Source organism: Flavobacterium sp. IMCC34852, from assembly GCF_030643905.1.
Classification (GTDB): domain Bacteria; phylum Bacteroidota; class Bacteroidia; order Flavobacteriales; family Flavobacteriaceae; genus Flavobacterium; species Flavobacterium rivulicola.
Genome location: NZ_CP121446.1, coordinates 394,043 through 418,037, shown reverse-complemented (window position 1 = coordinate 418,037; position 23,995 = coordinate 394,043). Strand labels below are relative to the sequence as shown.

General features: G+C 37.8%; 17 protein-coding genes. 5 read left to right on the top strand and 12 right to left on the bottom strand.

Annotated features, from left to right (window positions below; all coding sequences use genetic code 11):
* Positions 1-45: 45 nt before the first annotated feature.
* The 5 genes from P7V56_RS01785 to P7V56_RS01765 form a co-directional block, all read right to left on the bottom strand.
* Positions 46-807 carry a succinate dehydrogenase/fumarate reductase iron-sulfur subunit gene (locus P7V56_RS01785; protein ID WP_171221385.1) on the bottom strand — a complete coding sequence of 254 codons (762 nt, stop codon included), beginning with the start codon at positions 805-807 and terminating at the stop codon, positions 46-48.
* A gap of 7 nt (positions 808-814) precedes the next feature.
* Entirely contained in the window at positions 815-2,824 is a 2,010-nt protein-coding gene (locus P7V56_RS01780; protein WP_171221386.1) for a fumarate reductase/succinate dehydrogenase flavoprotein subunit, read from the bottom strand.
* Positions 2,825-2,842: 18 nt separating this feature from the next.
* Positions 2,843-3,682, bottom strand: coding sequence for a succinate dehydrogenase cytochrome b subunit (locus tag P7V56_RS01775; RefSeq protein WP_171221387.1), 840 nt, complete (start codon positions 3,680-3,682; stop codon positions 2,843-2,845).
* A 163-nt stretch (positions 3,683-3,845) separates the two neighbouring features.
* Positions 3,846-4,721: a hypothetical protein gene (locus P7V56_RS01770; protein ID WP_171221388.1), complete on the bottom strand. Its 876-nt coding sequence runs from the start codon at positions 4,719-4,721 to the stop codon at positions 3,846-3,848.
* Between the two features lie 83 nt (positions 4,722-4,804).
* A complete protein-coding gene (locus tag P7V56_RS01765) occupies positions 4,805-5,656 on the bottom strand; it encodes a ChaN family lipoprotein (RefSeq protein ID WP_171221389.1) in 852 nt (283 codons plus the stop codon).
* A gap of 87 nt (positions 5,657-5,743) precedes the next feature.
* On the opposite strand from P7V56_RS01765, the gene P7V56_RS01760 reads away from it, so the two are divergent.
* On the top strand, positions 5,744-6,340 hold the full coding sequence (locus P7V56_RS01760; RefSeq protein WP_171221390.1) for a Crp/Fnr family transcriptional regulator: 597 nt from the start codon (positions 5,744-5,746) through the stop codon (positions 6,338-6,340).
* Between the two features lie 105 nt (positions 6,341-6,445).
* Positions 6,446-7,738, top strand: a complete 1,293-nt coding sequence (locus P7V56_RS01755) for an aminopeptidase P family protein (RefSeq protein WP_171221391.1) — start codon at positions 6,446-6,448, stop codon at positions 7,736-7,738.
* A gap of 62 nt (positions 7,739-7,800) precedes the next feature.
* Here the strand turns inward: P7V56_RS01755 and P7V56_RS01750 are convergent, their stop codons facing one another.
* Positions 7,801-8,979 carry an AbiH family protein gene (locus tag P7V56_RS01750; RefSeq protein WP_171221392.1) on the bottom strand — a complete coding sequence of 393 codons (1,179 nt, stop codon included), beginning with the start codon at positions 8,977-8,979 and terminating at the stop codon, positions 7,801-7,803.
* A gap of 283 nt (positions 8,980-9,262) precedes the next feature.
* Between P7V56_RS01750 and P7V56_RS01745 the strand changes: the two genes are divergently transcribed.
* Complete coding sequence (locus tag P7V56_RS01745; RefSeq protein ID WP_171221393.1) at positions 9,263-10,054, top strand: alpha/beta fold hydrolase; 792 nt, start codon at positions 9,263-9,265, stop codon at positions 10,052-10,054.
* Here the strand turns inward: P7V56_RS01745 and P7V56_RS01740 are convergent.
* The 5 genes from P7V56_RS01740 to P7V56_RS01720 form a co-directional block, all read right to left on the bottom strand.
* On the bottom strand, positions 10,051-12,810 hold the full coding sequence (locus P7V56_RS01740) for a PD-(D/E)XK nuclease family protein (protein ID WP_171221394.1): 2,760 nt from the start codon (positions 12,808-12,810) through the stop codon (positions 10,051-10,053). The genes P7V56_RS01745 and P7V56_RS01740 overlap by 4 nt on opposite strands.
* Positions 12,811-12,873: 63 nt before the next feature.
* Positions 12,874-14,268, bottom strand: coding sequence for an OmpA family protein (locus P7V56_RS01735; RefSeq protein WP_171221395.1), 1,395 nt, complete (start codon positions 14,266-14,268; stop codon positions 12,874-12,876).
* 198 nt (positions 14,269-14,466) lie between these two features.
* Positions 14,467-15,657 carry a glycine C-acetyltransferase gene (gene kbl, locus P7V56_RS01730; protein ID WP_171221396.1) on the bottom strand — a complete coding sequence of 397 codons (1,191 nt, stop codon included), beginning with the start codon at positions 15,655-15,657 and terminating at the stop codon, positions 14,467-14,469.
* A gap of 86 nt (positions 15,658-15,743) precedes the next feature.
* Positions 15,744-18,896 (bottom strand): UvrD-helicase domain-containing protein, encoded by a 3,153-nt coding sequence (locus P7V56_RS01725; protein ID WP_171221397.1) that lies wholly within the window; start codon positions 18,894-18,896, stop codon positions 15,744-15,746.
* Positions 18,896-19,414 (bottom strand): GNAT family N-acetyltransferase, encoded by a 519-nt coding sequence (locus P7V56_RS01720; RefSeq protein WP_171221398.1) that lies wholly within the window; start codon positions 19,412-19,414, stop codon positions 18,896-18,898. The genes P7V56_RS01725 and P7V56_RS01720 overlap by 1 nt, the downstream gene beginning before the upstream one ends.
* Positions 19,415-19,521: 107 nt before the next feature.
* On the opposite strand from P7V56_RS01720, the gene P7V56_RS01715 reads away from it, so the two are divergent.
* Both P7V56_RS01715 and P7V56_RS01710 read left to right on the top strand, forming a co-directional pair.
* A complete protein-coding gene (locus P7V56_RS01715) occupies positions 19,522-20,727 on the top strand; it encodes an MFS transporter (RefSeq protein WP_171221399.1) in 1,206 nt (401 codons plus the stop codon).
* 101 nt (positions 20,728-20,828) lie between these two features.
* Positions 20,829-21,437: a superoxide dismutase gene (locus P7V56_RS01710; protein ID WP_171221400.1), complete on the top strand. Its 609-nt coding sequence runs from the start codon at positions 20,829-20,831 to the stop codon at positions 21,435-21,437.
* Positions 21,438-22,070: 633 nt separating this feature from the next.
* Here P7V56_RS01710 and P7V56_RS01705 read toward each other — a convergent pair.
* Positions 22,071-23,969: an amidophosphoribosyltransferase gene (locus P7V56_RS01705; RefSeq protein ID WP_171221401.1), complete on the bottom strand. Its 1,899-nt coding sequence runs from the start codon at positions 23,967-23,969 to the stop codon at positions 22,071-22,073.
* Between the last annotated feature and the right edge of the window lie 26 nt (positions 23,970-23,995).

Below are 23,995 nucleotides of genomic sequence, written 5' to 3'. Positions count from 1 at the left end.
CGCATCCAAATCAATGAATGCGTTTCTTATTTTTATATAGTTGAATTACTTCAAACTTGCTTTTAAGTATTCGCGGTTCATGCGAGCAATGTTTTCCAAAGAAATGCCTTTTGGACATTCTACTTCACAAGCACCGGTGTTGGTACAGTTTCCGAATCCTTCTTCGTCCATTTGACGTACCATGTTTAGAACGCGTTGCGTAGCTTCTACTTTTCCTTGCGGTAACAATGCGTATTGCGACACTTTGGCGCCTACAAACAACATGGCCGAACCGTTTTTACAAGTAGCCACACAAGCGCCACAACCGATACAAGCAGCCGCTTCAAAAGCTCTGTCCGCGTCGTGTTTTGGCACCGGAGTTGCGTTAGCGTCAATGGTTCTTCCGGAAGTATTTACCGAAACGAAACCACCGGCTTGTTGGATTCTGTCGAAGGCACTACGATCTACCACTAAATCTTTTACCACCGGGAAAGCTTTACTTCTCCATGGTTCAATGTAAATGGTGTCGCCATCGTTGAATTTACGCATGTGCAACTGACAAGTCGTAGTTCCGGTATCCGGTCCGTGTGCGCGACCGTTGATGTATAAAGAACACATTCCGCAAATACCTTCGCGACAATCATGGTCGAAAGCTACGGGTTCTTTTTTCTCATTGATTAATTGCTCGTTCAATTGGTCTAACATTTCCAAAAATGAACTGGCAGTAGAAACGTTATCTAATTTATAAGTTTCTATTTGACCTTTCGCTTTAGCGTTTTTTTGACGCCAAATTTTAAGGGTTATATTGATGTTTTTTGCTGCAGACATAATGTAATTATTTGTAGTTTCTAGCGGCTATTTTGATAAACTCGTATTTCAATTCTTCTTTGTGAAGGTTTTCTTTGCTGATGTCGTAGCCCATGTATTCCCAAGCACTTACGAAAGCAAAGTTTTCATCATCACGAAGCGTTTCTCCTTCGGCATCTTGGTATTCTTCACGGAAGTGACCACCACAAGATTCTTTACGTTGCAACGCATCCATCGCCATTAATTGTCCTAAATCAATAAAGTCGGCTACGCGAAGTGCTTTCTCTAACTCAGGATTTAATTCGTCTGAACTTCCCGGAACGTAAACGTCTTTGTAGAATTCTTCTTTTAGCGCAGCGATTTCTTCGATGGCTTCTTTCAATCCTTTTTCGTTACGAGCCATACCCACTTTGTTCCACATAATCAACCCTAAACGTTTGTGGAAATGGTCTACTGATTTGGTTCCGTTATTGTTTAAGAATTTATTGATAGCTTCTTTCACACTGTTTTCCGCTTCAGCGAATTCAGGAGACTCGGTTGAAATTTTTCCGGTTCTGATTTCGTCAGCCAAATAGTTAGAAACCGTGTATGGCAATACAAAATAACCATCGGCCAAACCTTGCATCAAGGCAGAAGCCCCTAATCTGTTGGCTCCGTGGTCAGAGAAATTGGCTTCTCCGGCAACGAAACAACCCGGAATGGTGGATTGTAAATTATAATCTACCCAAACACCACCCATAGTGTAGTGAACCGCCGGATAAATTTTCATTGGCGTTTCGTATGGATTTTCGTCGGTGATTTTTTCATACATCGCAAAAAGGTTCCCGTATTTTTCTTCCAACCATTTTTTACCCAGTTTGGTCACTTCTTCCGCTGACGGATTATGGTTTCCTTGAGAGTAAGCCGCTTGGCGACCTTTGGTTTGAATTTCGGTAGAGAAATCCAGATAAACTCCTTCGTTAGTGTCATTGGCTTCAATTCCGAAACCTTCATCACAACGCTCTTTAGCCGCTCTCGAAGCAACGTCACGTGGGACTAAGTTTCCGAAAGCCGGATATCTTCTTTCTAAGAAATAATCTCTGTCTTCTTCTTTCAGTTGGGTTGGTTTTAATTTCCCGGCACGAATCGCTTCGGCATCTTCTTTTTTCTTCGGTACCCAAATTCTACCCGAGTTACGCAACGATTCCGACATCAAAGTCAGTTTCGATTGGTTTACTCCGTGAACCGGAATACAAGTTGGGTGAATTTGCACAAAACAAGGATTGGCGAATAATGCGCCTCTTTTGTGTACTTTCCAACTGGCGGTAACGTTACTTCCCATGGCATTGGTTGACAAGAAATAAACATTTCCATAACCACCTGAAGCTATAATTACGGCATGAGCCGAATGTCTTTCTAATTCTCCGGTAACCAAGTTACGGGCGATGATTCCACGTGCTTTTCCGTCAACTTTTACCAAGTCTAACATTTCATGACGGTTGAACATTTGCACGTTACCAATTCCGATTTGTCTTGACAAAGCTGAATAGGCACCTAAAAGCAATTGTTGTCCGGTTTGTCCGGCTGCATAAAACGTACGTTGCACTTGGGTTCCACCAAAAGAACGGTTGTCTAACATTCCGCCGTAATCGCGGGCAAAAGGAACGCCTTGAGCCACACATTGGTCAATGATATTAGCCGAAACTTCAGCCAAACGGTGAACGTTGGCTTCACGGGCTCTGTAGTCACCACCTTTGATGGTGTCGTAAAATAATCGGTAAGTACTGTCGCCGTCATTTTGGTAATTTTTGGCGGCGTTAATTCCACCTTGAGCGGCAATAGAGTGTGCTCTTCTTGGAGAGTCTTGGAAACAAAATGCTTTTACATTATATCCCATTTCTCCTAATGAAGCGGCAGCAGAAGCACCGGCCAAACCGGTTCCGACAACGATGATATCGATTTTCGGACGGTTATTGGGAGCAACTAGTTTTAAATGATTTTTATGATTAGTCCATTTCTCTGAAATAGAACCTTCTGGTATTTTAGAATCTAACTTCATGATGTATACTGATGTTGATTATTTTAGGAAAAAGTGAATGTAAACCGGAATGGCAGCGAATAATAGCGGAACTATAATGGCAAATGCTTTTCCGAAGCCTTTGATGGCCGGAGTATACTTAGGGTTGTTTAAACCAAGTGATTGGAAAGCACTTTGGAAACCGTGAAGTAAGTGGAAAGCCAAGACAAACATAGCAATTACATAGGCAATGGTGGCAATCAAACCGGTTTTAGGGTCTTTAAAAAAGGCTACCGTGATTTTGTGCAAGTCTTTATAACCATCCCCCATTTTTACATTAGCTACTTTGTTGTAAAACTCTGTTCTGTTTCTGATTTCTAAGCCCATTTGTTTCAATTGGGTTGTGTCAACCGGGAAAAACTTACCGTTATCGGTAGTGATGTAGTAATCCATTTTTTGACCCATTTGATCTACCGTAATGGTTTGCAACGGCATTTTTTCGTCAAAATGCATTACTGCCCAAAAGTTTACCATGTGCGTTACAATAAACACCAAAATCAAAGTTCCCAAAACCGCCATGTTTCTCGAAGAAAAACTACTGTTTTTAGAAGGATTGTTTTTAGCATAACCAATCGGTCGTGCTTTTACGTTTTGATAAGTCAATAAAAACCCATCAACAGCGTGAAAAAGAATGGAAAGGTAAGTGAGATAAGAAAGAATTTTTACTGCCGGATTAGAGGTCATGAACAACGCATACTTATTGAACGCTGATGCATCGCTAAAAATTAATTGAAGATTTCCTGCTAAGTGACCCGCTAAAAACAAGCATAAAAATAAACCTGTAAGAGCCATCCAATATTTTTTTGCCAAGGACGACTTTAAAAGTGCAGATTTTGCCATAATTGTTGTGTATAATTGTTTAAAAAAATCACACAAAAATAAGGCTATTTGGTATTAACTACAACCTTTTCGCTCTAATTTATAATGAATTTAAAGTGAGTTTAACAGTTGTTGATTATCAGTTGTTTAAAAGGCTTTTTTGACTAAAAAAACTTAAACAAAATTATCGAACATAGCTCGGAATCAAACCTCTTAATCCCATGTCAACTACATTTTCTCCGATGGAAGGTTCAAATTTGCCGTCAGCCGTAACTTCTTGCCACTCAAAACTGTTATTCACAGAAAGCGAAAGTGTAATCACAACATCATCCGTTTCATTGCCGTTGATGACCAAATTAGAAGCAAATTTCCCGGTCACTACACAAGTGTTTAAGTTTCTTGGAATAGGAGAAGTCGCCTCAATCGGATTGGGAACTGTTGTTGTTCCGGCAGGCGCTTGTCCGGAAGCGGAATAGGGTTGGTTGTTCAGCCCAAAGGCCCAATAACCCTGCGCTCTGTTGCCATTGACTTGAAAAATATTATTGCCTATGTTAAACTCAGTGATATAAGTATTGAAACCGACAAAACTGGCTAAAGTTCCCGTATAATCCACATTCTGATGGCGAATATTGATTTGGTAATTCTGATAAGATAAAGAAACACGCATCCATTCATAACTTCCCGAAGCCACTTGGCTTAATGGAATTTTCAGAAAAGTTTCGCCTTCGGCTACTATTTTAGATTGGTTAAAATCGATAGCAGTAGTGCCACCAAGATTGGTTTCGGGCGCATGATAAATAATAGTTCCACTGCCCAATTGTGTATTGGCATTCGGAGCCAATTCAATGTAATGAGAAGAGATAGTATTAAAAACCGGAGATTGCGCCGCATTGCCCGTAGCCACAACTGAAGGTTGACCCAAATTATTCAAACGCACCTGATTTTCATCAAATTTGAATTTGATAATCAGCATAGGTTCTTCCGGCGAACCATCGTTGCTACACGAAAAAAACGGAATCGCGGCAACGAGGAAGAGCAAAAGAATATAAACTTTTTTCATTTGATTTTTGATTTTTGCCACGTTCCAAAAAGTTTGACAACGAAGCGGGTGATTGATTTTTGATTGATAATGTTAAGACGTTGTTAATGCGTTTTTGTTACATCTTCATCTATAACGAGAATATAGTCTGCTTTATTGTATTCTTCTGCCGGTATTTTTTCTAAATCTTTTTGCTCAATTGTTGCAATGGTAATTATTTGCAGATTAGGCGAGCTTTTTTTCAAATACCAATTAATCCCTTCAAAGTGGTCGGAATGGTAAGTGCCGTTGTAGTGAATAAAAATCGAATCCGGTTTTAAATGCTTCTGAATAAAATAAGCCATCGTCGCGTCTTTACTGGCTTGCGCTTTAGGCATATTCGGACTCGCATGATCGCCCATCATCTTCATCATATTAACATAACCCGGTAAATTTTCGTCATAAGCAATGGGTAACGGAGCAATCCATGTTTTTTCTTCTGCAGTCAAAGTTTCTAATGCCTCAAATCCTTTTTTGGAAACCATAGAAGCATATCTTCTCGGAATATTGGTGGCAATAAAAGGCAGTTTATTTTCTTTAGCAAAATCAACTAATGGTTTGTAATCGGTTTTGTAATTGGGCCAAAGGCGCGCTGTCGTGTCCAATTGCTTCTGATTGATTTCGCCTTTCAGGTATTGGTCAAGCTGTTTTTGATTATCCGCTTCTAGCATTTCGGCACCAAGAACCAACGGCTTTTTCTCAGCCAAATCTTTCGTGAGTTCCAATTGTAGCCAATGCACTACCGAATTGTTATGGTATTCGCCAAACAAAACCACTTGCGCCTTTTCAGCCGCTTTGAGCAGTTTGCCGTAGGTTACTTTTTTGCCTTTTTTGTCAAATAATTGGTAAGCTTTTTTGTCTTGAGCCGAAACACCAAAACAAACCAATAATGCGAGGAATAATGAAACCTTTTTCATGGGAGGATTTTTGTTTAAAATTATTCATTAATGAGCGAATAAAAAAATGTGACCCAAAAAAGAATATTTTTGTACTGCACTTTATTCATGAAAACATCAATCGACAATACGGCTTTTTTAGAGTATCTGCGTCATTTTATTAATGATTCGGATAAGCATTTGGAACAACAACTTCCCGAAATAGCCAATCGTTTCAAGGTGTTGACTTTAAAAAAGAACCAACTTTTAGTAGATGAAAACCAAGGTTGTCCCTATTTCTGTTATGTCGAAAGCGGCATTTTGCAACACGCCATTTTAGTCGAGGCCGAAGAAAAAACCACCTATTTAGCCTTGCGCAATTCGGTTACCTCGTCTTTAAACAGTTTCCTCAATAAAATTCCGTCCCGGAAAAGTATTAAAGCACTAGTTGACTGCCAACTTTGGGTGATTGATTTGGATAGCTTCAAGGATTTGTTAGCCAATAACGAAGCGTTCCAACAGTTTTACCACAACTTAATCGAAAGACAAATCATGCTAATTGACGATTACCGCATTGATTTACTGACATTAACTCCCGAAGAACGCTATAAAAAACTATTGGCCACCGAACCCAAACTTTTACAAGAAGTGCCATTGCATTACTTGGCGTCTTTCCTCGGCATTTCCAATCGCCACATGAGCCGCATCCGAAAAAATATAGGGTGATAAAAAATAACGCCATTTGGCTACTATTCGCTTTAGACTTATCCGTAATTTTGGTAAACTAAATCTAAGAAGTCTAACAATCTAATAATCTAACATAGTCTAAAAATGAAATACCATCCTATAGACCGCGATTTGTTTGTAAAAAACAGAGCCAAATTCACCGCACAAATGAAGCCAAACAGTGTAGCGGTTTTCAATTCCAATGATATTTATCCGGTTTCGGCCGACAGTACTTTGCCGTTTGCGCAGCACCGTGATATTTTTTACTTATCGGGTGTTGACCAGGAAGAGAGCATTTTATTGCTTTTTCCGGATGCGCCTTATGAGCATTTGAAACAAATTTTATTCTTAAAAGAAACCAACGAACACATTGCCATTTGGGAAGGCGAGAAGCTTACTAAAGACAGAGCATTCGAAGTATCAGGTATCAAATCGGTGATTTGGTTGCAGGATTTTCACAAAACGTTGAAAGAAATCATGGCTTATGCCGATACGATTTACATCAACACCAATGAGCATTACAGAGCTTCCATCGAAACCGAAACCCGTGAAGCGCGTTTTGTCAAATGGTGGAAAGAAAACTATCCGGCGCATAAAGTCGAAAAATCCAACCCAATTTTACAAAGATTGCGTTCGGTAAAAGAAAGCGAAGAATTGGATTTAATCCAAAAAGCCTGTGACATCACCGAAAAAGGATTTCGCAGAGTGCTGAACTTTACCAAACCCAACGTAATGGAATACGAAATCGAAGCCGAATTCGCCCACGAATTCCTAATCAACCGTTCCAAAGGGTTTGCTTACACTCCAATCATCGCTTCGGGAAACAATGCCAATGTGTTGCATTACATTGAAAACAACCAACAATGCAAAACCGGCGATTTATTGCTGTTGGATGTTGGTGCCGAATATGCCAACTATTCCAGCGATATGACCAGAACGATTCCGGTTTCGGGAAAATTTAATGACCGACAAAAAGCAGTTTACAATGCCGTGTTGCGCGTGAAAAACGAAGCGACAAAAATGTTGGTACCCGGAAATTACTGGAAACAATACCACGTTGAGGTGGGCAAAATCATGACCTCGGAATTGTTAGGCTTAGGCCTAATCGACAAAGCCGATGTCCAAAACGAAAACCCGGATTGGCCGGCGTATAAAAAATATTTCATGCACGGAACCTCACACCACATGGGATTAGACACGCATGATTACGGTTTATTGCACGAACCAATGCAAGCCAATATGGTCTTCACCGTTGAACCTGGAATCTACATTCCGGCAGAAGGTTTTGGCATCCGTTTAGAAGATGATGTGGTGATTCAGGAAAAAGGAGAACCATTCAACCTAATGAGAAACATCCCGATAGAAGTGGAGGAAATTGAGAGTTTGATGAATTCCTAATTAAAGGGATAAGGGAAAAGAAATAAGGGATAAGACGGCTCACGAAAGTGGGTCGTTTTGTTTTAAAAAGTAAATTCTTTTTCCCAAGGAGTAATAAGAAAATAGAGCATTAAATTTTCTTTATTTATTTGAATGAATTCTATACGCTTTTCCATTTCTAAACGTACAATTTTATTTTTTTCCATATAGCTGAATAAATTAGCAAGCTTTCTCTTATGATCTTTTAAATCTTTATAAAAAATAATTATCCTACTTCGATTATTAGGATCTTTTTCTAAAAAATCGAATAGAGATTGAATATATTCTCTGTCAGAAGCGTCTAAAGAATGGCCAAAGAAGAAAAAAATATTTTCTATATCATAATTGCAATTGGAAATGTGAATTATTTCAACATTAGATTTTTTTATAATTTTTTGATAGTTCTTTAAGAAATCAAACATTCTATTTTCTTTAAGTTTTTCAGGTAATTCATCCACACCAAGAATAATATTTTGATCATCTTCTTTTAAACTTATTTTCCCATGTATGTAAATGACACCTTCCTTTTTATAGAGTAGCTCCATACTAGGAGTATAGTTGAAGCTGAAAATTTTATCTATACTATCTTTAGGAAAATAAATTTCTCCACAATAATTTTCATAAAATTTGCTAACAATTATCGAAAGATATTTGTTAAAAATAGAAGTGAATTCGGAAAAAGAATTAAACATTAACTCAAGAATTTTTTTTTCTTTAATTCTGTTTTTTCTATGATCAAAAAAATCTGAATTTAATCTAATATAATATGAATTGAAAGTCCAGAAATTGAAGGTTTCAAATCTTTCGTATACATCAGTATCTCGAAGAGAAAAAGAAGATTTGTGTTGTGAATGCTCGGATAATTCAAAAATTAATGAAATTTGTTCTAACACATCAGCTGTTTCTTGTTCAAAGTCAATCCAAGTGTCTAACGTGTTTATCTTTTTGAATAGTTTATACCAATCGTTAGATAAAACACTTTTTATATTGCCAATATCTTTAATAGTAAATAATAAGTTATCCGTTTTGTAATGTTTTTTCAATATTTGATAATCATCAATGAATTGTCTTTTAAATTCTTCTCCAAACAGTTCATCAAAATTTAAGTCTTTTTCAATAGATATATTTTCAATTGTTTCCATGATAGTCATAAAATGACCATACTTGGTTGGTAATCCATGGTATAAATCAAAACCATTACCAGTAATTAGTATTTTTGGCATAATAAAATCCTTTTCTCAAATATAGGAATTTTACGTTTAGTATTGTCATTCCGAGAAAGGAGGAATCTCATCATGTGGATGAGCATACTTCTCTTTTTGTTTCCTTCATACATTCGTCATAGATACGACCTATATATAGCGTATATATAGCGTGTTTATAGCGTATATACGTCTGGTATATCTCGACTCAAACCCATATAAACGCCTGCTTTATCTCATAATTTATCAACAAACATTCGTGCATTGGTGGCTAAACACTATTTTTGAACTGTAAATTTCGATTGTGACTGCGACTAAACACATTACTTACAAAAACACTAAAATCTCTTTTACTGATGAAGGTAAAGGAACAGCAGTGGTGTTATTGCATGGCTTTCTTGAAAACAAAACCATGTGGAACGCTTTTGTGCCGGAATTGACCAAGAAGCACCGCGTCATTACGGTCGATTTACTCGGTCATGGCGATACAGAATGTCTCGGTTATGTGCACGTGATGGAAGACCAAGCCGATATGTTGTTCGCACTATTCTTGCATTTAAAAATTCGGAAAGTAGTGCTCGTTGGACATTCTATGGGCGGTTATGTGGCTTTGGCTTTCGCTGAATTGTATCCCGATCACATGAAAGGCTTGTTCTTATTGAATTCCACTTCTCGAGCGGACAGTGACGAGCGTAAAACCAATCGCGACCGAGCGGTAGTTTGTGTCAAACAAAATTATGGTGCTTTTGTCAGTATGTCCATCGCCAATTTATTTGCCGAAGACAACCGCGAACGCTTAGCCAATGAAATTGAAAAGGTAAAAGAACAAGCGCTAAAAACACCATTGCAAGGTATTGTAGCTGCTTTAGAAGGCATGAAAATCCGCAAAGACCGCGAAGTCATTCTGCATTTTGCGCCTTATCCGATGCAGTTGGTTTTGGGTCAAAAAGACGGCGTATTAAATTACGAAGACTGTCTCGAACAAATTGAAGGCACGAAAGTCGAACTCACCACTTTCCCCGACGGACACATGAGCCACATCGAAAACGAAAAGGAATTGCTGAAAGTGTTGTTGAATTTCTTGAAGAAGGTTTAGTTTACTTTCTCCTCAAAAGGCATTTCCACATTGAAAATGGCCTGAAGCAAAACCACAATCTGCTCTACATAAGCTTCCATAATTTCAGGCGAAACATTATCGGTTACTTCTTTATCTTGCTTAAAATTAAACGGTAAAAACCCCGATTTTAAATTCTTAAACGAAATGATACCGGCTTCAATGTTGCGACCTTTGGCTTGTTCTTCAAACATAAAAGCATAAGCCAAAATCTGAATGATTTTATCATTTTTAATATCTTCGGTTAAGCCGTTCCAGTCTTTTAACGTGACACTTTTTTGTTCAACTTTACCGGTTTTATAATCGATGATTCTGACTCTGCCGTTGCGAAGCTCAATTCGGTCCACGTTTCCGGCAATGGTTACCGGCAATGGTAAATTAGGGTGATTTAGTGTTCTGCTTAGTGGCGCTTCCAAAGCGATGATTTGCACTTCATCTCCTTTTTCTAATAACTCTAATTCGAGCTTAAGAAAATTATAGACATTCCGTTTCGCTACTTCAAAAGCCAATAGGTTTCGGCCTTTTTTGATTTCACCTTCTTTGTAAACTTCTTTGAATTGCGTCAGCACTTCGTCATCTATTTTTTTGAAACAACTTTCGATATCAACTTTCGTTAAAACCCTTCCGATAAATGGTTTGTATAAAGCTTCTAAAGCGCCGTGAATTATCGTTCCCAAAGTGTTGACTGCAATATTTTCTTCCACTTCATCGGTTTCGGAAATGCGCAACACGCGTTGGAAATAAAACTGAATCGGGTTTCTGATATAAGTCGTTAATGACGAAGGTGAAAAACCCTTTTCGGCAATTTCGCGCAAGCGTGTTAAAACACTTTCGGTTTTTGGAACAATTATCGGTTGGTGTGCAATATTCGGCACATTGGGATTAAAATATTGAAAGGTTAAGTTGTGCTTCGGTTGTTTTTCGACTTCCAACTGAGTGATAAAACGACTTTTTTCGCCGGCATCAAAACCATCGCTGTCGGCGTTGTAAATCAGATAAATGTTTTTGGCACGTTGCAATAAATGGTAGAAGTGATACGTATAAATAGCATCTTTTTCTTTGTAAGTGGGCAACTCTAATTCTCGCTTCACATCATACGGAATAAAGGAATTGGTGCTTTTTCCCGCCGGAAATTTGCCTTCATTAACCGATGTGATGATTACGGTTTCAAAATCGAGCACACGGCTTTCTAAAACACCCATGATTTGCAGACCGTCTAAAGGTTCGCCTTCAAAGGAAACTTCAGCCACGTCAATCACTTGTTTGTAAATGGCGTGCAGCGTTTTGATGTCGTCTATGTTTTGGTGTTGGCCAAAATAAGAAGTCATTTTATTAATCACTTTAAAGACGGAATAGACAAAAGCATTGGTGATTTTCTCTTCTTCATTGTCGTAACTCAGGTTGGCTTTGATTTGGAGTAGAATCTGAGACAGATTTTCAAGTACATTTACAGAACTTGTATCCCATTTTCGGAACAACATTCCGAACAAAGCATTCTCCTGAGTATATAATTCTTCAAGCTTTTTATGGGTAATAAAAGTATAATTGTTTTTGTTGATTCGGTTGACCAATTCGCCGGCGTAAACATAAGGTTCAATCAGCGGATGTGTTAAAATGTCGAGCACATCTTTATAATACATTACATAACTGCTCGGATTTCGGGATAATGCATTATAATGTAACTTAAACAATTTAGCGATTAGCAATTGTGCGGGATTGTTTTTACTCGAAAATCCCATGGTTACGTTCAACGCGTTTACGTTATTGGGTAACGAATGTAAAATAGGTAATAACAGATTTTCTTCGCCTAAAACTACGGCAACGTTTTGCAGATTGGTGTCGTTTTCAGCGATATGTTTTTCAATAATACTTCCGGTGATTTTGGCTTGCCCGATAGATTTGGATGTCGCAATGACGTGGATATTTTTGGTTTCCGTAAAGTCGTTGACAATCCATTCGTAAGGATGTGTTTTGTAGTAAATCCATTCCGATTTGAATTTTCTTTGAAACAAACCCGCATCGTGAAAGGAATCGTGAAGCAAAGTCTCGTCGATATCCCAATAGATTTTGGCTTTGTCAAGTGCCAATAAATGTTGGATGATTTTTTCCTCTGCTTGGTTTAATGCGTTGAAACCTGCGAATATAAATTGGTTGGTATTGTTTTCAGAAAAATGATCCAGATTTCCCACGGCTTCGCGATAAATCAAACCTTGGTAACCGACGCCTTTGTTGAGTAGATAATCATAAAGTGATTGATAATATTCCGGGAGTTTTTTCCAAAAGGCGAGATGTTTTTCGACTAATTCAGTTTTGTTTTCTATTTTTTCCCACCAATGTTCAATTTCTTTGATGTTCTCAAGATAATTTAAAACATGATTAGTATCTAGTAAATAACGGTCGATTTCGTTGAAATCCTGAAGTAAGGTTTTGGCCCAATTGGCAAAGGTTTCGAAGGATTCTTGTTGGTCTTTTTCGGTAACCGTAAGATAAACGTCATAGAATTCGAAAAGCAATTCAACACTATCGATTGACCGAATTCCGGCCACATCTTGTATAAAATCTTCGATGCTGATAATTTTGGGGGCAAAGGCATTATTGGCAACAGATTTCTTTAATTCTTCGAGCAAAAATACTTTGGCTCTTTTGTTGGGTAAAATCACCACCAAATCCAATAGAGAATTGGAATGTGTTTTTAGAATTTCTTGTGCGAGTTGGTAAAGAAATGTGGGTTTTGACATTTTATAAAAATAAAAAAACGCCCCGATATTCGGAGCGTTTTTTAGAAATATTTTGGAAAGAAATTATTTTACTAATTTCACTTCAACTCTTCTGTTGTTAGCTTTACCAGCTTTAGTTTTGTTAGTATCGATTGGTTTAGACTCTCCGAAACCAGCTGAAGACAATCTTGAAGCAGCAATACCATTTTCAATTAAATAGTTTTTAACTGCAGCAGCTCTGTTTTCAGATAAGGTTTGGTTAGCAGCATCTTTACCATCGCTATCTGTGTGACCTTCGATTGAGAAGTTAGAGTTTGGATACTCTTTCAAGATAGCTACAATAGCTTGTAATACAGGGTAAGTTTGTTGTTGGAATGAAGCTTTACCGCTATCAAATAAGATAGTTTTAGCATAGTCGTTCAATCTTTTGATAGCTTCTTCAGTTACTTCAGGACAACCATTGTTTGCCACAGTACCAGCTACATCCGGACATCTGTCATCTTTGTCTAATACTTTGTCACCATCTCTATCTGGCCAAGGACATCCGCCATTTTCTTTAGGACCTTTAACGTCTTTACATTTATCTTCTTTGTCTTGAACTCCGTCACCGTCAGTATCAGGACAACCACCGAAAGCAGCTAAACCGGCAACTTCTGGACAAGCATCAACATTGTCAGCGATTTTATCACCGTCAGTATCAGGACAACCGTTATATTCAGCAGGACCGGCAATTTCCGGACAAGCATCTTTACTGTTTTCGATTCCGTCACTGTCAGTATCAGGACAACCGTTGAATTGTTTTAAACCAGCTTCTTCCGGACAAGCATCGTCTTTGTCATAAATACCGTCACCGTCTTTGTCAGAACCTCCAAATTTGAAAGTTAAACCTGCAAAGTGTTGTGAGTGAGAAGGCATGTCAGCGCGTGAATCTTCGAAAGAATGTTTGTATGTTGTACGGTAAGATAAACCAATGTTTTCAGTAAACCAATAAGTTAATCCTAAACCACCATTTAAAGTACCTGCGCTAGATTCGTCACCAAGCCAAGTGTAACCTCCACCAAAATTGATAGATGGATCAAGTTTTTTAGAATTAATTAAATTCATCAAACTGTAGGTGATAACACCATCTAATGCATAATAGTTTAAATCGCCTGGATTAACTACTTCGTAAGGTCCGTTATTAACTCTTGGTAAAACGAACTTAGTGATTTTGTTCATCGAACCTGTAACTCCAAATGTGAAATTACCGCCAATGTGTTTGGATACGCTTACAAATGATACAGTAGGAAGAATATTCCAGTTATCTGTAGCATTAAAATACTGAGAAAATTGATCTTCTAATTTTGATGCAGCACTTACTCTGGTATCTACCGCGTTAACCCCAAACGATACTGCCCAAGGATTGTTGCCGTCTTGAGCTTGAGAGCTTAAACCAGCTAACATTAGCATAGCAACGAATAATTTGTTAAGATGTTTCATACTTAAATTGATTAAATTATAATAATTATAATAGAACAAAAGTAATACCTATTACTATAATATCAAAATCTTATTGTTAAAATATGGAAATTATATAATGAATTCGGTAAATTTTAAAAACCTGATGATAATTATTCAATAAACTTTGCTCTTTTTGTAGAACAATTAACATTGTACCGTAGAACTATCACTACTTCTTTAGATAATACGGAGTTCTTTTGCCACTTCTTCGAAGGCTTTTATAGCTTGATCAAGATGTTCTTTGGTATGTGCAGCAGAAAGTTGGACTCTGATTCGGGCTTTGTCTCTCGGAACAACCGGGAAAAAGAACCCGATTACATAGATGCCTTTTTTCAGTAATTCGTCGGCCATTACTTGAGATAATTTGGCATCATACAGCATAACCGGTACAATCGCTGAATCACCGTCGATGATATCTAAACCTGCTTTTTTCATTCCTTCTTTGAAATAGTTGGTATTCCATTCCAATTTATCTCGAAGTGTGGTGTCTTTTTCCAACAATTCAAAAACCTTGATAGACGCACCAACAATAGCCGGAGCCAATGAGTTGGAGAACAAATACGGACGCGAACGTTGACGCAAAATCTCTATAATTTCTTTTTTCGCAGTGGTATATCCGCCCATGGCGCCGCCTAAAGCTTTTCCGAGTGTTCCCGTAATGATGTCCACTCTACCCATTACGCCTTTGGCTTCCATCGTTCCTTTTCCTGTTGCTCCAATAAAACCGGCCGCATGACATTCGTCGACCATTACTAAAGCATCGTATTTATCGGCTAAGTCACAAATTTTATCTAATGGCGCTACTAATCCGTCCATAGAGAAAACACCATCGGTTACAATTAACTTGAATCGATGTCCGGCCTCTACCGCTTTTTTCAATTGGTTTTCCAAGTCTTCCATATTGGAATTTTCATAGCGGTAACGCGCTGCTTTACACAAACGAACACCGTCAATAATAGAAGCGTGGTTTAAACTGTCTGAAATAATACAATCTTCTTCTCCTAACAATGGTTCAAAAACACCACCGTTTGCATCAAAAGCTGCTGCATATAAAATAGTGTCTTCTGTTCCGTAAAAATCAGCTATCTTTTTTTCTAAAGTTTTGTGAATATCCTGCGTTCCGCAAATGAATCGCACCGAAGACATTCCGAATCCATGAGAATCCAAAGCATCTTTAGCGGCCTGAATCACCTCAGGATGTGAGGACAAACCGAGATAATTATTGGCACAAAAGTTCAAAACTGTTTTGCCGTTGACTGTAATTTCCGCGCCTTGTGGCGAAGTGATGATGCGTTCTCTTTTGAAAATACCGTTTTGTTCAATGGTATTGAGTTCATTTTGTAAGTGTTGTTGAATTTTCCCGTACATGTTGTAGTTTATGAATTTTAGTTTGTGTTTGATGTTTAGCTGTTAGCTGTTAGCTGTTAGCTGTTAGCTGTTAGCTGTAATTGAGATTACAAATTTACTATTTCCAAGCTTTCCCCAATATAAACCAAGGCTTTTTTAGTTACTTTAAAACCCATTTTTTCAATGACGTTCTGATAGTTTTCCAATTGCGTAGTGTATTTGGCCTGGTGTGCTCCGGTTTTGTAATCGAGTAAATAGATTTCTTGGTTCTGATTGATGACCATTCTATCAGGTTTGACCAAGTTGCCTTCTTTTTGAATGATGGTTTTTTCGTTTAGTATTTTGTTGCCGATGGCGAAATAAGAAGATAAATCGGGATGCGTTACGACTTGCTGAATCGTTTGCTCGACTGCTGCTTTTTGGGAAGCGACAATCAATCCGTTTTCGATGGCTTTGGTTAGGGCCAAATCGATGTCGTCTTTGGTTTTGACGAACGATAAAATTTCGTGAAGAATGTTCCCGAATTCAATCGCTTTCTGCTGTTGCGTGTTCCACATCAGACTTTCTTTTTGGGCAATTTTGATGTTTTTCGGATTCAAAGTGGCTGCCAATTGCGGAATGGTTTCGGTTTCGTCTAAAGTATCTTTGGTTTCGGATAGTTTTTTGGCTTCGCCAAATGAATAGTCGAATTTACTTTCGTCAAACCCTTTATCTTCTAAGAATTTGATAAAAAACGTCGCCATATTATTTGGGTATTCTCCAGTAGTTTTGCTTCTGCTTTGCATGCCCGAAATGATATACAACTGTTCTTCGGCACGCGTTAATGCGACATACAACACATTAATATTGTCGAGCAATTCTTCCTGTTTCTTTTGTTGGTAAATTACATTCGCCTCTTCGCCATAACCTTCTACTTTACTGCTTTTATCGACTAATGCTTTGGGTAAACCCGTGATTGCTTCATCGGCGTTGAGCCACATTTTTTCACGTGGTCCTTTGCTGTAATCTTCTTCGGCAAAAGGAAAAATCACCACCGGAAACTCCAAACCTTTCGATTTGTGAATCGTCATAATGCGAACGGCATCATTGCCTTCGGGCGACGGAATGCTGAGTTTCTCGGAATTATTGTCCCAATAAGCAAGAAAATCCGAAATCCCGGCTTGTTTTTTTAAATCGTGTTCCAAAATCAAATCGAGGAAAAACTGAATGTAAGCATTGCGTTTGTGCATCGGAATGACTTTGGCAATGATGATTTCGGTGGCTTCGTAAAGCGATTTTTTACGGATGTTTTGGAAAGAGAAATCAATTTGGAATGTCGTTAACCACTTTTGAAATTCGGGTTCCGACTTTTGTTCCATGCCTTGCGCAATGAAATCGTGAATCGGTAATTGATCTTGTTGCGAAGCCAAATAGTACAGGAAATTCGCTTTCGATTGTAAATCGTTATTGTTTTTCAGATAGCGCAAAATCTGAATGACACCTTGTACTTCCGACGAAGCGCCGAGCAACAAACTTTCAGAAGACAAAATCGGAATGCCGTTTTCGGTTAAATAATTGGCGACTTCTGTTCCGTGAGTTTTTTTTCGGGTTAGGATAACGATGTCTTTGTAGCGGAAACCGTTTTGTTTTACTTTTTCAATCGTGGCTAAAGTGGCTTGTAAATAGAGTTCGTTTTTGGCTACATTTTCTTCTTCATCGAAGTCTGCTTTTTCGACTTTTGGTACAAAAGCAATATTCACATAACCGCCCGTTTTGGTATTGAATTGTTGATGGCTGTGGTTTTGGTACAAATCTTTGTAATCTTCATGGGCAAATTCATTGGATAGAAAACCAAAGAGTTGGTTGTTGAAATCAATGATTTCGGAGTAACTGCGGTAATTGGTTCCCAAAGAAAATAACTGCTTATCCGGATTGACAAAAGGATTTTTGTCTTTACTGAGTTCGATAAATTGTTCGGCTTTTCCGCCGCGCCAACGGTAAATCGACTGTTTCGGATCGCCTACAATCATAAGCGAACCTTGTTCACCGTTCAAATCTTCGCTCGAAAGCGCGTTGTCAATCAGCGGAATCAAATTCTGCCATTGCATTTCGGATGTATCTTGAAATTCGTCGATAAAAAAGTTTCGGTATTTTTCTCCCAAACGCTCGTAAATAAATGGCGCCGGTTGGTTTTGAATTTGCTCGTTGATTAACTTATTGAATTCCGCTATCGAAAGTATATTTTGCTCTTTTTGAATTTTGCCCAATTCATTACTTACCGTATTCAGCAACGAAAGCGGCGTGATGTTTTTGAGAAACGCTTCGTAGAAATTTTTCTTTTCGAATTTTATATAAATCGAAGCTAATATTTCGAGTAAATCGGGAATGATGCTTTCGATGATTGTTCGGTCTGAAGCGGTTTTGTTGATGGCAATATCTTCAAATTGATGAAAGGTTTTATTTTTTGGGTTGAATTTTTTGTCAACGATGCTTTTCAAATGGTTTGGAAAAGTTTCTCTAGAAAAAGACTTAATATCGATTCCTTTTTTTTCAATCAACAGCAAAGCTTCCGAAGCCAATGCCACAGTTTCGGTTTCTAATTGCTCACAGAGTTCCTTTAGTTTGTTTTTGATTTCTATAAACTCGGCGATGGTTTTGTTTTGAAAATGGGTGATTTCTTCACGATTGTTTTCGTTTAGAATCAGTTTTCCGGTTTCCATGATTTCGCGTGAAATGTCCCAAGATTTATCGTCATCGGTTTTTTCCATCGTGAAATCGACCAACAAGTTGGTTAAGGTTTCATCGTTTCCGGCTTCGGCTATAATGGCGTCGACGGCTTCGGTCAATAGGTTTTCAGTATCCAATGAGACTTCAAACGTAATCGGCAAATTCAAATCGTGGGCAAAAGCACGAATGACTTTGTGTGTGAATTTGTCAATGGTAGAAATATCAAACGAAGCGTAATTGTGAATCAGGTTTTTGATGATGCTTTTCGCTTTTTCAGTAATGGTGGCCAATGATAAACCAGTTTCCAATTGAATGTCTTGCATTAATTGCAAAGCTTTGTCAGATGGTTTTTCTTTGGCAAACTCCGATAAACTTTCCACAACACGGCTTTTCATTTCGTGAACGGCTTTGTTGGTAAACGTAATAGCCAAAATATTCCGATACGCATCTGGTTTTTTGGATAAGAGAATAATTTTCAAATACTCTTTAACCAAAGTATAAGTTTTGCCCGAACCGGCCGATGCGTCGTAGATAGAGAAAGCAGTTTTCTGCATTAGTTTTTTTGGATTAAATAAACAAAATTCAACTTAGCCTCTTCGCCATAATATTCGACTTCAAATTCATCCACTTTAATGGCACCGATTTTTTCAATGGCTTTTTGCGAGCGAATGTTATGGGCGCCAATATGGAAATACACTTTATTTACCTCCTGAAAAGCATAATCGAGCATGATTTTTTTCAAAGCTTTATTGTAACCGTTGCCCCAAAATTTTCGCCCTATAAAAGTATAGCCGATTAGAATGGAGTTTTCCTTTTCATTAAAGTCATAAAACCGACTGCTGCCAACTGCTTCGTTGGTTTTAGTATCGCGAATTAAAAAGGCGCCTTTGGATAACATTGCGCCTTCAAAATAATTCTGAAAAACTTCTCTTTGGTATCGCAACTTGTTTGGATGTTGCTCCCAAACCAAAGGATCAGAAGCTATGGCATACAATTCCTCAAAATCTGTTTCTTGCAACGGAATCAATTGAATAAGTTCGTTTTTCAGATTTTTGGGTTGTAAATCAAACATGGAAACGATAGTTTTTATTTATGCTACTAATGTAATTAATTAATTCTTTATTAAGAAAAAGGAATTTTTCAATCCGTAATTTTGCGGCATCATTAAAATGTAATGCTTTGAAAAGAAATGAAGTTATTTTGGTAGCACTCATGGCGTTGCTCAATTTTACCCATATACTCGATTTTATGATCATGATGCCTTTGGGGAATATTTTGATGCCCAAATGGAATTTGACGACTTCTGAGTTTTCTATTATTGTTTCTAGTTATTCTTTGGCGGCTTTTGTGAGTGCTTTTTTTGCCATTTTCTTTGCCGATAAATTCGACCGAAAAAAATTGTTGCTTTTTGGGTATTCCGGATTTTTAATCGGAACTTTTGCTTGTGCTTTTGCCTTTGGCACTTATTCGATGATTTTAGCCAGAACCTTTACAGGGCTTTTTGGTGGTTTAATCAGTGCGCAAATCTTAAGTATTATTGCCGATGTTATTCCGTATGAGCGTCGCGGCAGAGCAATGGGCATGTTAATGGGCGGATTTGCTTTGGCTTCCGTAATTGGAGTACCGTTTGGATTATTTTTGGCCAATACGTACGATTGGTATTATCCTTTTTTAGTAGTAGCTATTTTTGGGGTATTGTTGTTGCCGTTTTTATTTCGATTTGTGCCCAATGTCAATGCGCATTTGACCAATCCGGTAAAATTGAAGGAGCGCATCTCCAATTTCTATGCTATTTTTAGCAACCAAGCCCAAATTACCGCTTTAGGCTTTAGTTTTTTATTGATTACGGGTCATTTTATCATAGTGCCGTTAATTAACCCGTATTTGGTTTATAATGTTGGAGTACCTCAAGAATACACGCCTTTGATTTATTTGGTTGGCGGAATTTGTTCGTTGATTTCTGCTCAAATTATAGGGAAATTAGCTGACAGCTACGGGAAAAGAACCGTTTTTGTTTGGGCTGCAGTGATTTCAACCTTTTTTGTGGTACTGATAACTAATATGCCGCATTGGCAACTTTTCATCGTGTTGGGTATTTTTGGATTTTGGTTTAGTTCCTCCACCGGAAGAACCGTTCCCGGACAAGCCATGATTACCCAAGCCGTAACCAGTCAAACCCGAGGCAGTTTTATGAGTTTGAATTCTTGTGTACAATCGTTGGGAACGGGTTTCGCTTCTTTAATGAGCGGTTGGATAACTTACAGCGATGCTAAATTCTCTATTCACAATTACAATTATTTAGGATATATCAGTATTACTTTGATTCTATTATGTGTCTTATTGTCTTACCAATTAGAACGAAAACTGCAATATGTTGAAGTATGATTTTTTGAAATGTTATAAATGATTGTGTGAATTTTATAAGTAAAAACGATTTATAATTTATAAATTTGAACATCAAATATTAATCTTTAAATACAATAACCATGGCTTTTGAATTACCGCAATTACCTTATGCATACGATGCTTTAGAACCACATATTGATGCCAGAACGATGGAAATACACCATTCAAAACATCACAATGCTTACACAACTAATCTAAACGCAGCTATTGCCGGAACAGATTTGGAAGGTTTAACTATTGAAAATATCTTAATCAATTTAGATATGAAAAATGCAGCCGTTAGAAATAACGGTGGCGGATTTTACAACCACAATTTGTTTTGGAGAGTAATGTCGCCAAATGGCGGCGGATTGCCAACAGGCGAATTAGCTGAAGCAATTGAAAGAGATTTTAAATCGTTTGAAGAGTTCAAAGCGCAATTTGCCAAAGCCGGTGCTACACGTTTCGGTTCTGGTTGGGCTTGGCTTTGTGTACACAAAGGAGGAAAGTTGGAAGTATGTTCTACACCAAACCAAGACAATCCTTTGATGCCTGATACAGCTTGTGGCGGATTTCCAATCTTAGGAATGGATGTTTGGGAACACGCTTACTACTTACACTATCAAAACCGTCGTCCAGATTATATTGAAGCTTTCTTTAATGTAATCAACTGGACAGAAGTGGCCAGATTATATGCTACAGAAAAATAAAAAGTAAAAGTTTTTATAAGACAAACCGATTGTGAAAGCAATCGGTTTTTTATTTGGTAATGGTATAAAAAATAAACAGGCGGAATTGCTTCCACCTGTTTGCCCCAAATCTACCATAAACTTAACCTACACTAAATACTATGGTAACGCAAATCTAATAACATCAAATAGAATATCGTGCTTTTTTAATGAAATTATATTGGAATGATAGGCAAATGAGAGTGAAATCTGTTTTTTTAGTGACTTTCAGGCCGGTAGAAAATAAAAAAGGCGAAAATTTCTTTTCGCCCTTTTTGCCCCAAATCTACCATAAACTTAACCTACTAATGCTATGGTACTTCAAATGTATAGGAGAAAGTATGTGTTTTAAAAAAAAAATAGACGAATAGCTATTTTAATCGTTAAAATCCTTTTTTGTTGATTTATCAAAGATTGGTCTTTGGTGTTGGATTTCAAGAGGGTAGAAAATAAAAAAGGTGAAAATTTCTTTTCACCCTTTTTGCCCCAAATCTACCATAAACTTAACCTACTAATGCTATGGTAAAGTCAAATGTAAGTTGATTAACAATTTTAAAACAAAAAATTCAGATGAACTGCATCAAAAATCGTTTAAAGACAAAAAATGTTAAAATTTTAGTAAGCACGTGCATCTTTCCCTTCGTAAAAATTCATAAATGCCTTGTTTACAACACGGTTACCTCCAGCAGTGGGATAGTCACCGGTAAAGTACCAATCCCCTAGATTTTTCGGACAAGCGATATGTAAATTGTCAACGGTTTGGAAAATGATTTTTACTTCGGCATTGATATCGCCCGGATGCAGCAAAGCTGCTATTTTGTTCGAAATTTCGGTATCGCTGAACGGTGCATAGATTTCGTTTACATAATTCACCACATCAGCATCTTTTAATTTTTCTTGTGATTTACATTTTTTGTAAACATCGTCTACAATTTTATAAAGATTTCGCTCTTTTAATAATTCAATTGCCGCTTGGAAAGCAATTAAGCCTTCTAATTTGGCCATGTCAATGCCGTAACAATCCGGATAACGAATTTGCGGTGCAGAAGAAACCACAACAATGCGTTTTGGATTCAATCGATCCATCATTTTTAAAATGCTTTTCTTCAAAGTAGTGCCGCGAACAATGCTGTCATCTATGATGACTAAGTTATCTGTTGGTTTGATTACGCCATAAGTCACATCGTAAACGTGCGCTACCAAATCATCGCGACTGCTGTCTTCGGTGATAAAGGTTCTCAGTTTGGCATCTTTAATGGCAATTTTCTCCGTTCTGATTTTGACCGAAAGGATTTCTTCCAGTTTTTCTTTGGTTAATGTTTTACGGTTGTTCAAAATGAACTGGTTCTTTCTTTGGTTCAAAAAATCATTCGCAGCTTCCACCATTCCGTAGAAAGAAGTTTCAGCAGTATTCGGAATAAATGAGAAAACGGTATTGTCAGTATCATTTTCAATTGATTCTAAAACGGCGGGTAAAATCAATTTTCCTAATTCTTTTCGCTCTTGATAAATTTCGGCATCACTGCCACGAGAAAAATAAATCCGTTCAAACGAACAAGCTTTTTTAATTGTAGGTGTAATGATTTCTTGCTGAGAAACATTCCCGTTTTTCTTGATAATTAAAGCATGACCGGGTTGTAATTCTTGTACTTTTTCGAATGGCACATTGAAAGAAGTTTGAATCACCGGTCTTTCAGAAGCAACGACTACAATTTCATCATCTTCATAAAAATAAGCCGGACGAATTCCTGCAGGATCGCGGAACACAAAACTATCGCCGTGACCTAATAATCCGGCCATGGCATAACCGCCATCCCAACCTTTAGAAGCGCGTTTTAATATTTTAGCAAGGTCTAATTTTTCGGCAATTACCGGAGAGGCTTCTCTTTTAGACAAACCGTTGTTTTTACATTCTTGGTACAAATCGGTTACTTCATCATCGAGGAAATGACCTATTTTTTCCATAACGGTTACTGTATCTGCCATTTCTTTTGGATGTTGGCCTAATTCTACCAAACTATTGAAAAGCTCGGTTACGTTAGTCATATTGAAATTTCCGGCAACAATAAGGTTTCGGTGCATCCAGTTGTTCTGACGTAGAAAAGGGTGAACGCTTTCAAGGCTGTTTTTGCCAAAAGTTCCGTATCGAACATGTCCTAAAAACAATTCGCCTATGTAAGGAATGTGGTCTTTTTGCAATTGAACGTTGTCTTGGTATTCGGGATGCAAAGACAGCTCTTCATTAATTCTTTCGTTGATTTGGGCAAAGATATCCTGAATCGGTTGCGCTTTGTTCGAGCGCACGCGGCTGATGTATCTTTCTCCGGGCTCGACATCAAATTTAATCGAAGCAAAACCGGCGCCATCTTGTCCGCGGTTGTGTTGCTTTTCCATTAACAGATACATTTTTTGTATGCCGTAAAAAGCCGTACCGTACTTTTCTTTGTAGAATGCTAACGGTTTTTTTAATCTTAAAAGGGCGATTCCACATTCGTGTTTAATTGCGTCGCTCATAATTGTTGTTGTGTTGTTGTAAGTTG

Coding starts and splice junctions, on each gene's coding strand:
- P7V56_RS01785 (WP_171221385.1), bottom strand. CDS start 807: ATGTCTGCAGCAAAAAACATCAATATAACCCTTAAAATTTGGCGTCAA.
- P7V56_RS01720 (WP_171221398.1), bottom strand. CDS start 19,414: ATGTTTGATTTACAACCCAAAAATCTGAAAAACGAACTTATTCAATTG.
- P7V56_RS01705 (WP_171221401.1), bottom strand. CDS start 23,969: ATGAGCGACGCAATTAAACACGAATGTGGAATCGCCCTTTTAAGATTA.
- P7V56_RS01765 (WP_171221389.1), bottom strand. CDS start 5,656: ATGAAAAAGGTTTCATTATTCCTCGCATTATTGGTTTGTTTTGGTGTT.
- kbl (WP_171221396.1), bottom strand. CDS start 15,657: ATGTACGGGAAAATTCAACAACACTTACAAAATGAACTCAATACCATT.
- P7V56_RS01750 (WP_171221392.1), bottom strand. CDS start 8,979: ATGCCAAAAATACTAATTACTGGTAATGGTTTTGATTTATACCATGGA.
- P7V56_RS01710 (WP_171221400.1), top strand. CDS start 20,829: ATGGCTTTTGAATTACCGCAATTACCTTATGCATACGATGCTTTAGAA.
- P7V56_RS01760 (WP_171221390.1), top strand. CDS start 5,744: ATGAAAACATCAATCGACAATACGGCTTTTTTAGAGTATCTGCGTCAT.
- P7V56_RS01725 (WP_171221397.1), bottom strand. CDS start 18,896: ATGCAGAAAACTGCTTTCTCTATCTACGACGCATCGGCCGGTTCGGGC.
- P7V56_RS01775 (WP_171221387.1), bottom strand. CDS start 3,682: ATGGCAAAATCTGCACTTTTAAAGTCGTCCTTGGCAAAAAAATATTGG.
- P7V56_RS01780 (WP_171221386.1), bottom strand. CDS start 2,824: ATGAAGTTAGATTCTAAAATACCAGAAGGTTCTATTTCAGAGAAATGG.
- P7V56_RS01740 (WP_171221394.1), bottom strand. CDS start 12,810: ATGTCAAAACCCACATTTCTTTACCAACTCGCACAAGAAATTCTAAAA.
- P7V56_RS01735 (WP_171221395.1), bottom strand. CDS start 14,268: ATGAAACATCTTAACAAATTATTCGTTGCTATGCTAATGTTAGCTGGT.
- P7V56_RS01770 (WP_171221388.1), bottom strand. CDS start 4,721: ATGAAAAAAGTTTATATTCTTTTGCTCTTCCTCGTTGCCGCGATTCCG.
- P7V56_RS01755 (WP_171221391.1), top strand. CDS start 6,446: ATGAAATACCATCCTATAGACCGCGATTTGTTTGTAAAAAACAGAGCC.